Origin of the sequence: Coleofasciculus sp. E1-EBD-02, assembly GCF_040218245.1 — a bacterium.
Lineage (GTDB): Bacteria > Cyanobacteriota > Cyanobacteriia > Cyanobacteriales > Coleofasciculaceae > Coleofasciculus.
Genome location: NZ_JAVJQN010000037.1, coordinates 92,287 through 104,676, shown reverse-complemented (window position 1 = coordinate 104,676; position 12,390 = coordinate 92,287). Strand labels below are relative to the sequence as shown.

The 12,390-nt window shown below is 45.2% G+C and carries 13 protein-coding genes and 2 pseudogenes; 10 read left to right on the top strand and 5 right to left on the bottom strand.

The window, feature by feature from the left end; genetic code table 11:
* Positions 1-220: 220 nt before the first annotated feature.
* Positions 221-431 (bottom strand): annotated as a pseudogene (locus tag RIC07_RS06840) (Uma2 family endonuclease); the annotation flags it as partial.
* Between the two features lie 20 nt (positions 432-451).
* On the opposite strand from RIC07_RS06840, the gene RIC07_RS06835 reads away from it, so the two are divergent.
* The 7 genes from RIC07_RS06835 (at position 452) to rimM (ending at position 6,537) form a co-directional block, all read left to right on the top strand.
* The gene (locus tag RIC07_RS06835) at positions 452-1,093 is read left to right on the top strand and encodes a hypothetical protein (RefSeq protein ID WP_446393865.1); all 642 of its coding nucleotides are present in this window, start codon (positions 452-454) and stop codon (positions 1,091-1,093) included.
* A 509-nt stretch (positions 1,094-1,602) separates the two neighbouring features.
* Positions 1,603-2,019: a hypothetical protein gene (locus tag RIC07_RS06830; protein ID WP_446393864.1), complete on the top strand. Its 417-nt coding sequence runs from the start codon at positions 1,603-1,605 to the stop codon at positions 2,017-2,019.
* Positions 2,020-2,314: 295 nt separating this feature from the next.
* Positions 2,315-2,860 (top strand): RDD family protein, encoded by a 546-nt coding sequence (locus RIC07_RS06825; RefSeq protein WP_446393863.1) that lies wholly within the window; start codon positions 2,315-2,317, stop codon positions 2,858-2,860.
* A 54-nt stretch (positions 2,861-2,914) separates the two neighbouring features.
* On the top strand, positions 2,915-3,109 hold the full coding sequence (gene rpmG / locus RIC07_RS06820) for a 50S ribosomal protein L33 (RefSeq protein WP_446355835.1): 195 nt from the start codon (positions 2,915-2,917) through the stop codon (positions 3,107-3,109).
* A 64-nt stretch (positions 3,110-3,173) separates the two neighbouring features.
* On the top strand, positions 3,174-3,389 hold the full coding sequence (gene rpsR / locus RIC07_RS06815; RefSeq protein ID WP_006106620.1) for a 30S ribosomal protein S18: 216 nt from the start codon (positions 3,174-3,176) through the stop codon (positions 3,387-3,389).
* 306 nt (positions 3,390-3,695) lie between these two features.
* Entirely contained in the window at positions 3,696-5,711 is a 2,016-nt protein-coding gene (locus RIC07_RS06810; RefSeq protein ID WP_446393862.1) for a ribonuclease catalytic domain-containing protein, read from the top strand.
* A gap of 214 nt (positions 5,712-5,925) precedes the next feature.
* On the top strand, positions 5,926-6,537 hold the full coding sequence (gene rimM / locus RIC07_RS06805) for a ribosome maturation factor RimM (protein WP_446393861.1): 612 nt from the start codon (positions 5,926-5,928) through the stop codon (positions 6,535-6,537).
* Between the two features lie 102 nt (positions 6,538-6,639).
* Here the strand turns inward: rimM and RIC07_RS06800 are convergent, their stop codons facing one another.
* Positions 6,640-7,053: a hypothetical protein gene (locus RIC07_RS06800; RefSeq protein WP_446393860.1), complete on the bottom strand. Its 414-nt coding sequence runs from the start codon at positions 7,051-7,053 to the stop codon at positions 6,640-6,642.
* On the opposite strand from RIC07_RS06800, the gene RIC07_RS06795 reads away from it, so the two are divergent.
* Together RIC07_RS06795 and RIC07_RS06790 are read left to right on the top strand one after the other, a co-directional pair.
* Positions 7,039-7,194 (top strand): hypothetical protein, encoded by a 156-nt coding sequence (locus tag RIC07_RS06795; RefSeq protein WP_446393859.1) that lies wholly within the window; start codon positions 7,039-7,041, stop codon positions 7,192-7,194. The two genes, RIC07_RS06800 and RIC07_RS06795, sit on opposite strands and share 15 nt — an antisense overlap.
* A gap of 823 nt (positions 7,195-8,017) precedes the next feature.
* Entirely contained in the window at positions 8,018-9,775 is a 1,758-nt protein-coding gene (locus RIC07_RS06790) for a peroxidase family protein (protein WP_446393858.1), read from the top strand.
* A 502-nt stretch (positions 9,776-10,277) separates the two neighbouring features.
* Here the strand turns inward: RIC07_RS06790 and RIC07_RS06785 are convergent.
* Positions 10,278-10,535, bottom strand: a pseudogene (locus RIC07_RS06785) (GNAT family N-acetyltransferase); the annotation flags it as partial.
* 101 nt (positions 10,536-10,636) lie between these two features.
* Positions 10,637-10,876, bottom strand: coding sequence for a helix-turn-helix transcriptional regulator (locus RIC07_RS06780; protein ID WP_446393857.1), 240 nt, complete (start codon positions 10,874-10,876; stop codon positions 10,637-10,639).
* Positions 10,877-11,269: 393 nt separating this feature from the next.
* On the opposite strand from RIC07_RS06780, the gene RIC07_RS06775 reads away from it, so the two are divergent.
* A complete protein-coding gene (locus tag RIC07_RS06775) occupies positions 11,270-11,731 on the top strand; it encodes a hypothetical protein (RefSeq protein WP_446393856.1) in 462 nt (153 codons plus the stop codon).
* 229 nt (positions 11,732-11,960) lie between these two features.
* Here RIC07_RS06775 and RIC07_RS06770 read toward each other — a convergent pair whose 3' ends face one another.
* On the bottom strand, positions 11,961-12,236 hold the full coding sequence (locus RIC07_RS06770) for a TRADD-N-associated membrane domain-containing protein (RefSeq protein ID WP_446393855.1): 276 nt from the start codon (positions 12,234-12,236) through the stop codon (positions 11,961-11,963).
* Between the last annotated feature and the right edge of the window lie 154 nt (positions 12,237-12,390).

Here is a 12,390-nt window from a genome sequence, read left to right as displayed (position 1 = left end):
TTATCAGTACGAAGCACTTATTTGTTGTGTAGTTTATGCTTATAGCCACGTACCTGCCATTAGTTTTAATCAGCAAATTATACATAAGGCTAGTGAACTGAGTGCAGGTATAGATTTAGATATGTATTGTAGACTTAATTGAAAAAAACAAGAACAAGAATAAGTCTTAGATGAGAAGTTAAAGCTGCTCAAAGTCCTCGCGCGTCTGAGGTTATGTAGTGCGATTTTGGCTGTCAATCAACCAGCCTAGAGATACACCATTCTCTATGTATTCCTGCATCTTCGTTTTCAAACTACTTAAAGTATCACTCGCCGAGCGTAACTCAATCACACGCATCAGGACAAATCGGCGCAAAGGATGCTTTTTCCTCCTCAGTCAGAGCATTCCACCGTTCTGTTTTAATCTAAGACGCATCAGGCGATCGCGAAGCGTCTCCGTAGGAGAATCGCGTTGCACCATACTCAACCACCACGTAATGATATGCAAATCCCTCCTGACAAGCACCTCAAAGAGCGCTTCTTCAATGCGTTCGCCTCACGCCCCCGACCCCTAGCTACTCAGATCTTGCGACCGACGGTGAGCTACGATGGCGATCGCCTGCGTGAACTCCTGGCTACGAATACGCCAATGGAACTCTCGGTGTACGATCTCCGAACCGAGGTCGAAGGCAACCTCTGGATGCTCGCTCCGGAGGCATTCCGGTACTTCCTACCAGCCTTCCTGCACGCTTCTCTGGAGTCCTATGCATCTGTGAGCGTCTTCGTCTCCGAACTCGTAGGCGCACTTACCAAACCCTCTCGTACAGACGTTGTAGAAACGCTTGATCGAGCTACTAGGCTCCCGTCTGGTCTCGGTTTACCGAACGACATGACCGAGCTACTCCGTAAGCAGCAGCTCGAATGGTTCGATTCCGGTACTCCACTAGCCATTTTCCACGAGCGCGTCGATAGTCTTACCCCCGCCGAAGGTGGCGCGATTCTCGACTTTTTTGTCACTCTCCAAGAAACCCACGGCGCGGATTTTCCATTCGGAGAGCTGGAGATCGCTGTCGATCGGTACTGGAGCCGCTATCGAGCATTCATGGGTAACTGAGAGAACTTACTAGATTTCAAGGCGGATACTGCGATCGCGTCTCTAGCAAGAACTTATCTGTGGACGACATTGATTCTATCGGCAACAGGAATGTTTGGAATGGATGTGGCAGAATTATGTTAACAGTATTTATCGGGTTTATCGAGTGGTTACCGGACTTTTGCTAAAGGGAGTAATATTGCAAATGCCTTGGCTCAATGCAACGTAATTAATTCGACAACAGACTGAAAATTTAATTTTACAGATCATTTAGACCGCATTTATACTTATAAAAATCCTGCGATCAACGACGGCAAAAGACAATAGCAATAAACTTATGGTGTAATTAGTATGAATACTCAAGTGCATCTAATTCAACCCTTTGCCATGACTTAAACGATAAGGCTCAGATGTACGCCCGGAATTAAATACGCGACTATTATACTCGCCTAGTGTATCGTCTAAATCTTGACAATCTGAAACCTGTGATAAATAATTGTATCCTGATTTGAATTGATAGAGGTTAGTATATGCAGCTTGGTCCTGGTTTTTGGGCGACGTTCTATTATTATTTTACAGGGATGACCCTGGTTGTGGCTGTCTTAGCCTCGCAAGTGCTAGGTCTAAGTTTAACTCAACCCCTTCCGTATCGTTACGGTATTACACTCGGTTTAGTCGCCGGATTAGTGGGGGCTTACTTCAATCGCAGCGTGACTTTTTCTCTAGAGTTTAAGAACAAAAAAGCCTTTACTAAAACCTTAAATACAACCTTGTCTGATATGGGATTTGAACCTAAGTCAGAAATCGATAATTTTGTGGTGTATCAACGTCCGGCTTTGCGTAATATTTTTTCAGGCAAAGTATTTGTGCAAATTGATGATGGCATAGCGACAATCATTAGTCGTGCCAGTATAATTAGACGATTGCGTCAGAAAATTGAACCTTAGCAGGAAGTCTAATCTTAATTTTATTCATTAGTGTATTAGGGTAAAGTTAAGTTAAAAAAACAGGAATTAGTTGATCCGAATTTAAGTAGGTTAGTGGAAACAAACTTAACTATATTAAACTATGTGAGGAGACCTCAAACCCTTACATAAACGAATGACGAATGACAAATGACAAATGACGAATGACAAATGACGAATGACAAATGACGTAGCTTGCTTTTGACCTAACGATTGCACTTCGCAAAATCCGCTAAAATCAATAAAGATTGCATCAGCCCTAAACTTAACCCTAACCATGTATGAACTTGAACCAATACACAAGCGCTTTCCTCAAGTGCCAATAGAGCGACGGTTCTATGCCTTCCTCATTGATTTTGTCGCTGTTTGGCTGGTTAGTTCGATGGCGGGTGGAAATCCTTTTTTGCAAGTGTTCGTGTTTATGGCACTGTGGTTAGGGATGCGGGTCGTATTGGTATCGAGCAATCAGGGTCAGAGTTTAGGACGCTGGGCATTGGATATGAAAGTGCTGGATGCCAAATACGGCAAACTTCCAGGGCTATTGACACTAACCAAACGAGAAGGCATTCTGGGTGTCTGTGCGCTCTTAGCTATGTTTGGCTTCAACGTTTTGGCGAATGGCATCTCCATGCTGCTCTCCATGCTGCTGTTAATTGCACCATTAGGGGTAGATTGTGGCATCGCTTTATCGGAACCGGAAAAACAGCAAGCGTTTCACGATCGCATTGCCCAAACCCTGGTGATTCCAACCCGTCGTGGGTTCTCTCTGGATCTGCGTCTAAAGCGATGGGTTGCCCAAATCCGGCGTCGTATGCAAAAATAAGAGATTGTGTTTAAATTCACTCACGCCCTCATTTAATTTACTAGACGTAAGACTATGGCAAGTAAGAAAGGTGTTCGACTGGTTATAACCTTAGAATGTACAGAGTGTCGCACGAACCCAGACAAGCGCACAAATGGTGTCTCTCGCTACACCACTATGAAAAACCGCCGCAATACCACAGGGCGGCTAGAACTGAAAAAGTTCTGCACTCATTGCAATAAGCATACGGTGCATAAAGAAATTAAATAGCCATGTCACAATGGCAATGCATCCTAAACTGAAATTGATGACCACAAACCCCTAAGAACTGCCCATGACCTACTTTCGCAAACGCCTTTCTCCAATCAAGCCGGGAGAACCCATTGACTACAAGGATGTGGAATTACTCCGCAAATTCATTACCGAACGCGGTAAAATTCTGCCACGTCGGATTACAGGTCTAACGTCTCAACAACAACGGGCATTGACCCGATCGATTAAACGCGCTCGCCTTTTAGCATTATTGCCTTTCGTCAATAAAGAGGGATGATGCGGCTCAACACAAGCTCAGAGTGAGGAGTGGTGAGATAATCGATATCTGACTAAACGGTGGTATCAAATGATTGAATCCTTTGATACCCCGTCTAATGATTTTGGTATCATCCCATCACCCGTTAGACTAGATTTAGAGTGTGATAACTCTGGCGAGGAACACCACATCCAATTTGGATGCAATGCCACTTTATAGGGGCATTACTGGCGATTTATCCCACGCTGAATAAAAAATTGCAGCGTGGGAAACCTATCGCCGGATTAGTGAAAAACTAAAGATAAACGACCGGGATTAGCAAAGCTGGTGGAAAAAGGAACACTTATCGAATTTCGTGTGCAAGGCGATCGTCATCTAGCGATTGTAGACCGTCCAGATGGCAAAACACGCTGGACGGTTATCGACGAACAGGGTCAATCTCACACGCTTCATCCCCGGCAAGTTACCTACGAAGTCCAGGATGGTACATTTGACGTCTCAGAAATTCCTGACTTTCTCAGCCAAGTCGAACCCTATCTCGATCCATCCAGCCTCGAAGTGGCATGGGAATTGCTGGTGGAAGAGGGAAAAGCGGTAACCTGTGCGGAAATGGCACAGCTTTTATTTTCTGACCAAAGTACACCCCTATGTTATGCGGCTCACTGCTTGCTATCGGACGATAAACTCTACTTTAAACAAAAAGCCGATAGCTATGAACCGCGTCCAGCTACAAAAGTGGCTGAAATTAAACATCAGCAACTAGCCGCAGAATCGAAGCAGCGAGAGCAAGAAGAATTTTTAACCCGCACTCAGCAGAAACTCAATGGTGAAGCGGTAGAGTGGCAAGAGAGCGATCGCACTCGCTTTGAACTCCTAGAACGGTTTGTCCTTTATCCGGAAAATACCTCTCGTGCAGCCCAAGATATACTAGCTACTCTGGATCGCCCGCAAACTCCCCAAGCAGCGTTCGATCTGTTGGTAGACTTAGGCTTATGGACTCCTCACGAGAATCTGTTTTTGCGGCGCTCATCTTACCCTGTTCACTTTCGTCGTGAGGTGCTTGACTTGGTGCAACAATACTTGGATTCTCCACCTCCCGACCCTGATCAAGACCGCTTAGACTTAACTCATTTGAAGGTATACACCGTTGATGACGAGAGTACCTCAGAAATCGACGATGGGTTGAGTTTAGAACAACTCGACGATGGAAAAGAGCGTCTGTGGATTCATATTGCTGATCCAACCCGCTTAGTCAGACCCGACGACGAACTGGATCGAGAAGCCCGACGGCGCAGTACGACACTCTATTTGCCGACGGGGATGATTTCCATGTTTCCCGCTGAACTGGCAACGGGTCCGATGAGTTTGGTGGAGGGTCAAGTTTGCCCAACACTAAGTTTCGGGGTAATCCTCGATGAAGATGGCAGTGTTCAAGAGTACAAGATTCACCCTAGTCTGATTAAACCCACCTATCGCCTCACCTACGAAGATGTGGATGAAATGTTGGAACTGGGAGTGAGGGCAGAACCGGAAATCGCCGCGATCGCGAAATGGGCAAAGCGTCGTCAAGAATGGCGGTCAAGTCAGGGTGCGATTAGTATCCACATGCCAGAGGCGGTGATAAAAGTCCGTGATCAAGATGAGATCATTATTCAGGTTTTAGAGGATTCCCAAGCGCGGCTAATGGTCGCAGAAATGATGATTCTAGCCGGGGAAGTCGCTGGACGCTATGGTCAAAGCCATCAAATTCCCCTCCCCTTTCGTGGACAACCCCAGCCGGAACTTCCCTCTGATGAAGAACTGCTGGTATTACCGCCTGGTCCAGTGCGCTTCTGTGCCATGCGGCGCTGTATGCCTCGCAGTGAAATGAGTATTACTCCCCTGCGTCATGCGGGTTTGGGTTTGGAAACTTATACCCAAGTCACTTCTCCTATCCGTCGTTATACGGATTTGCTGAATCATTTTCAACTAAAAGCCCACTTGCGCGGTGATCCCTTACCCTTTTCAGCGGAATACCTGCAAGAAACCATGCAGGGTGTCACCACAGCCGCCTCAGAAGCTGCGATGGTGGAACGCCAAACCAATCGCTATTGGGGATTGGAATATTTACGGCGTCACCCGGATCAAGTGTGGCAAGCGTTAATGCTGCGTTGGTTACGCGAACACGACAACTTGGGCTTGATTCTGTTAGAAGATTTAGGGTTAGAGTTGGTGATGCGGTTTAAGCGAACGGTAAGATTAGGCGATCGCTTAGATGTGCAAGTAACTCATGCTGATCCTCGTCAAGATGTGATTCAGTTTCGGGAACTGATGGATCAGGCGGTTGAACCTGCTGCTACCTAGAAGATGGGGGAGATGGGGGAGATAGGGAAGATGAGGGAGATGAGGGAGATGTCCATTGTAGTGGCGGGTTTTACGATTAACGGGACGCTTTTCACCCAGAGATCTTTAAACCCGCCCCGATAGAGTGCAAGTCATCTTCAACAAATAACAAATGACGAATGACAAATGACAAATGACGAATGACAAATGACAAATGACAAATGACAAATGACGAATGACAAATGACGACTGGCTAGAAATTGGTATAATTGTAGCTCCTCAAGGATTAAAAGGAGAACTGCGCGTCTATCCCAATTCGGATTTTCCCGAACGCTTCGAGAAATCGGGACAACGTTGGTTAAAGCAATCCGGTGATAGCCAACCGCAACCTGTGGAATTATTAGGGGGGCGTTACGTTCCAGGTAAAGGAATCTATGTCGTGAAACTGGCTGGCGTGGACAACCGGGAAAAAGCCGAAACCTTGCGGGGTGCAACGCTGGTAGTCCCAGAGAGCGATCGCCCGGAATTGGGGGAGAATGAATATCATGTCCTAGATGTGCTGGATTTAGAGGTTTTCAACCAGTTAACTGGAGAAGCTGTCGGTATCGTGGTGAATGTGATTCCGGCGGGGAACATGCTTTTAGAAGTTAAACTCCACCAGCAACCTGAACCAACCCCAGCTAAACCGGAAGCGCCCCTCCCGAACCGAATTAGTAAGCAACGGAAAGCTAGGAAAAAACCATCCAAGCCAGTAACAGTTTTGATTCCTTTTGTTGATGAAATTGTCCCAGTAGTAGACCTTGAAAATGGTCGGATTGAGATTACACCGCCTCAGGGTTTGCTATGATTTTTGTACTGAATATTTCTGTCAATGACTGTCTTTTACTTCGTTGAAGAGGCAGCTTGGAAGAAGGGGTTAAAACCATTGCCCATGACAAGTAAGCCCTAATTAAACGAAACTAAAGGTGGAACTCTCTAAACTGAGAGAAGAAACGTTATCAACAATACCGATTAATTCATCGGATGTTCCCAAATCCTGGTAGGTTCCCGTTCCTTCTGGTAAACTGCCAGAGGTTACCATTAACTGATAGTCAGCCGCATTTCCAGCCAGTTGAATCATATCTTGACTGACGTCAAAGTCCATAATCAAGGCGTAATCATCCACCCTATTTTCGGCGTATAATGCCCCTGTTCCATCTCCTAAGATAAAGGTATCGACATTGGCAGTTCCGGTGAGAGTATCTACCTCTCCGACACTGGGATCAGTCCCGGTAATCTCGTCTGTTGCACTCTGTTCGTAAACTTGAATATTACGGAACTGACTTGCTGCATTGGGATTTTTTACATCATGGTCATTTCCCAATACCAAGTAATTCATCTGACCCGTAAAGAAATCGCCAACCCGGATTTGATAGGATTGCCATTCCCCAGCCGTATCACTGTAATTATTGAAATCTTTGATGCCCCAGGATTGAGTACCGTAGAGTTTGAAGAACTGGTTTGAACTGAGACTATCATCGGTATCAAAGCCAATGCCTTGAATTTCCCCTTCGGCTGTACTCTTGAAGTCAAACTCTAAGATAGTATCGGCGGTAATCGTGTAATCAAGTCCTAACTTCTTCCAACCATTTCCCTCAAGTTGTACTTCGCTGCTATCCTCAGAAAAGTTGACTTTAGCTCTTTTATCTTGATTCCCCGCATAGGAATCCAGGGCGTAGGTATCGGTTATCCCATTCGCCGTTACCGCTAATTCTGGGTCATAGAATTGGATATTGCGGAATTGACTGGATGCGGTATGATTTTTGGATCTTCCGTAGTTAGTGTGCTAAATTGTTAGTTGGATTTGCCAGAACGTTGGACAGCAATAGCTTTAATAATTTTTACATGGATTTCAATTTGTTTTAAGACGCTTAAAGGCTACAGTTCTTGTTTGGTAATCTTTATGACTCATTAAAACTGATAGTTTAGCACACTAAACCCGGAAGACCCGTTCACAATTACTGCTCAAACTAAGATATTTAAATCTCAGGGAAGGTAAATTCTATTTTCTTAAGCTTAATTCATAGAACTATAAGAATTTATGAACTCGTTACAGTGTTTCATGAAGATTTGGTAAAGTTTTGATAATCTTCCACCCTTGTTTGCTAAAGACAGGTAAAACCTAGCTGTTTTTGTAAAAAGATGTAACAAATATTCGCCTATTGCATAAAATTAGTGGGTTAATCGTGAGTAATAAGTAGAACTGAATTTTGCAAGTTGATACCTTCAGGTACTTTCAGAGCCAGATTTTTTCAGTTCGTTCATAACTATCAAGGTGTAATTTAACCATGATGACTGCTCACAAAATCCGTCAAACGCTTCTCACCCTAACCAGTTTTGCTACATTAGGATTTGCTGTATCCCTACCCGCCCAAGCTATAGAATTTAGGTCGATTGATGGGTCAAACAATAACCGGGATAATCCAACTTGGGGTGAAGCCGAAATTGAACTGATTCGCCTCCTCGAACCCGATTACAGTGACGGAATTTCCACGCCTGCGGGTATGAATCGCCCCAACCCTCGTGCTATTAGTAACGCGATCGCCTCTCAATCTGAATCACTCCCCAATCCTTTCCACGCTAGTGATTGGCTATGGCAATGGGGACAATTTGTAGATCATGATCTCGACTTGACTGATCCGCCTGCGGGTGCAGAATTTTTACCCATCCCCGTTCCCAATGATGATCCAATCTTTCCACCTGGATCAATTATCCCCTTCCGCAGAAATGCCGCCGCACCAGGAACGGGTACAGATATTAATAATCCCCGCCAACAAGTTAACGCGATTACGGCTTATATTGATGGGTCGAGTGTCTATGGATCAGACTTAGAACGGGCGAATTTTTTACGTTCTGGAGAAGGTGGAAAACTGAAAACCAGTGCCGGGAATCTGTTACCCTTTAATACTGCAAATTTGCATAATGCCAATCCCTTTGGCGTTGATGCTGATGATTTATTTATCGCTGGAGATGTGCGGGCAAATGAACAGATTGGCTTAACGGCGGTTCACACGCTTTTTGTCCGGGAACACAATCGATTAGCTGATGAAATTGCCGCAGATCCAACAACTCCCGAAAAAGCGGCTGATGCGGGACTTTCTGTAGATGACTATATCTATCAAACCACCCGCCGGATTGTCGGTGCCCAAATTCAGGCAATTACTTACAATGAGTTTCTGCCTTTACTTTTGGGTGAAGGGGCAATTGATCCCTATAGTGGCTACGATGAAACGGTAAACCCCAGTATCAGTAACGAATTCTCGACCGCCGCCTATCGAGTCGGTCATACAATGTTATCTCCAGAACTGCAACGGATCAATAATGATGGCACATCGGCGGGGAGTATTTCATTGAGAGACAGCTTTTTTAAACCTCAAGAAATTACCGAGAATGGGATTAATTCCTTGCTGTTAGGATTAGCTTCTCAGAAAGCCCAAACCATCGATGCATTTGTAGTCGATGATGTTCGCAATTTCCTCTTCCCTGCTGGAAACGGCGGACTGGATTTAGCTGCTGTAAATATTCAACGGGGACGAGATCACGGACTTCCCAGTTATAATGAAGCGCGTCAGGCGTTGGGGTTAGGCGGATATACCAGTTTCGATCAAATTACATCCGACGCCGAAATTGCCCAGCGCTTCCGAGATATTTACGGCACAACCGAGGGTCAAGATAACGTTGATTTAGTCGATTTGTGGATTGGGGGAATAGCTGAAGACGCCTATAACGGTGGGATGGTTGGCGAATTGTTCAATGTGATTATCTCCGATCAATTCCAGCGTTTACAGGATGGCGATCGCTTCTTTTATCTGGCTGATCAGGATCTCCTGAATTTGAGACCGGATATTGGCGATACGACGCTTTCGGATATTATTGTTCGCAATACGGATATTACGACAATTCAGGATCATGCGTTTATTATCGCCAAAAATGTGCCAGAACCTTCCGCACTATTCGGATTGTTTTTAATTGGGGTTTTTGGCGGAACGTTGGGACAATGGCATCAGCGCCAATCTACCAACCAAGGACATTCCCAATCAATCTAGCGATTCATCCGGTAGGGGCGCACAGACGTGCGCCCTATAAAGACGCATCAGCCCAGAAAGTGCTGTAAAAAGAAACCAATGACACGCCTAATTAGATTGGGTTTGTAGTCATGTTAGTAGTGGCGTGGCACAGCTAAAATAGGGTTTTGTTTGTAGTAAGCACTTTAGTGCTATAACGCTTAGATCGAGAGGGCTGAAGCCCTCACTACGAACTAATTCTAATCCATCAATTAAGGTGTGATAAACCAGTAGGGTGTGTTAGCGAAGCGTAACGCACCATTGACTAAGGCTTTGGTTGTTTATGGCTATCGCCTAAACCATGATGGCGGCGTGATCCCCCTAAATTGATGCATTGGATTAGGTTTGTAGTAAGGGAACCTTAGCCCTAGATTCTGTTGGGTTTCCTTGCGTCAACACAACCTACAACTACAACTATTTAATGGTTGCAAGATGTAAGTTTTAACAGATTTTCCTTTAGCTTAAGAATATTTTAAGTCAGAGCTTAAATCAGGGATATGCTTTCGAGTTTAAACAGTAAAAGTTGTACGCCATAATACCGATTAGTCAATCCCATTGGTGTCATCCCTAATCGCTGAGTAACCCGAATTGACCGTTTATTATCTGGATGTACCACAGCATATAAAACAGGCAGTTGCAAGGTATTAAATCCATAGGCAATTATACCGCGTGCGGCTTCTGTCGCATATCCCTTCCCCCAACTCACTCGGCGAAAATGCCAACCAATCTCATAATCAGATGTGGACTCATCACGGAATTACCACTGTCTTATGGCAAAGACAACACCGACGACAAACAGTGCGATCGCTCCCTTGGGGGCAAATCATGGAAAGCGCGGTGATGCTAATTCTCCTCTAACGGCGATTCTGCTGGACCGAAGTCATCGGGAAGTTCTTCTGGTGTCACCTTTAACACAGCCAGCAAGGTTTTAAATTGGGAAACGGTTAACCTCGGTACAGCCCTGCCTCTTTCCCAATTTGCCACAGTGTCTTGGGTTACACCCAATACATCTGCAAGTTCTTGCTGGGTAAGGTTTTGAAGCATTCTGAGCTTTTTGAGGGACGACAAAGGCTTTTTCGCCATGTTTACTGAATTAATTTAGCTAAATAGCTTGAGATTTTTCCTAAATTGGTTTAGGATAATCGCTATCAACCCTAAACCGCTTTAGGGAGATAAGCACCAAAAAAGGTACGTGACCTAAAAAGCCATCATTCCCCCAATGTAGAGACGCGCCGTGGCGCGTCTCTACTCCAGAGAATGGTTTGACTGCAACAAAAAGTGCTGTACGCCTAGTACGCGACTCACGCTTCTAGGCAATCACTGTCTTGTCCATTAATAGATTACCTATAAGCCAATCAAAAGTAACAGACACTTTACGAGTCACGCAAGATATTGCTGTCTTGACCAAGAAGCAACTGCGTGTTCTGAGTGCAGTCACTAGGGTTCATATATCAATTAACAGAACGAGGAAACTCCATGAAACATTCTGACTGGCTACGCCTTCAAGTCGAAGGTGAGAAATTGTGTGCCTTGCTGCGACAGCACAATTATCAATGTCTGAAGCAACCCCGCCGCTTATCCTGGAAAATCCACAAAGACGGCTACTCCCACCTCCTGACTTGGCTACCTGCACCTGTGGGCGACTGGGATTTACTCCCCAACGACACCACCCCAGCACGTAGCATCCTTTGGCGTCTCATCCAAAGCATCCTCAATATTATCCGAGGTAGAGAACTGACAAATCAACCTATTCCCTCATCTGTAGACTTGACCCGTCCTTGGGCAATTGTCCGCCTTCTCCCCAACGCTCAACGCTACACAATCGCTAGATTCTACAACCGCCAAGATGCCCAAGATTATTTGAGAGTTCTCAACCGCTTCATTCCCAACGCAGAATTTGAACTTCTGTTTGATGTTTCCCCAAAAGGGGAAATCTGAACGTAGTGTCGTGGCACACCTAAAATGGTAGATTAGAATTGTAGGGGCGCAAGGCTTGCGCCCAGTTTAAACGTCAAATCTATTCCACAATTTTAGCTGTGTCAGTCCAGTAGGGACACGATATGTTGTGTCCCTACAGATAGTGCCCCTACAGGTAGCTTGAAGAGTCAACCACCTTCTGTTTCCCCACACCCAACACCCGAAACCCTACCCCCTGTCTCCTTTTTAGCTATCTTACCCGCCCATTGAGCTGATCGAGTCTATCATTGGCATCTTTTGAGAGCTTGAGACAATAGCCAGTCGATGCCAGACCCCCAGTCGCGGTGATAGTCCCCTCATTTGCTTTGCCCAGAAAGACAAGACCAACTCCCGCAAAACTGATTAGAATACAGGTTGTGCTTGTCATAAGAGCCAGGTTAAAACTCTGACGGGCTTGGCGTAATCGTTCTTGGGCAATAATCAATTCGAGGGTGGAGTCAGAGTTGGGGGTTAGGTTGTCATTCATCGGTTTCGTTGTGCCTAAACTTCATAGTTCTAATATGGCTCTAAATCCCTGAAACCCAGACTACACAATGATTGAATTGCCAATCACTTGTGATTTCTCTATGATTGTCCTATGCCCCAGTTGTGATGGAGTAAGCGATCGCTTCTTGAGTTTC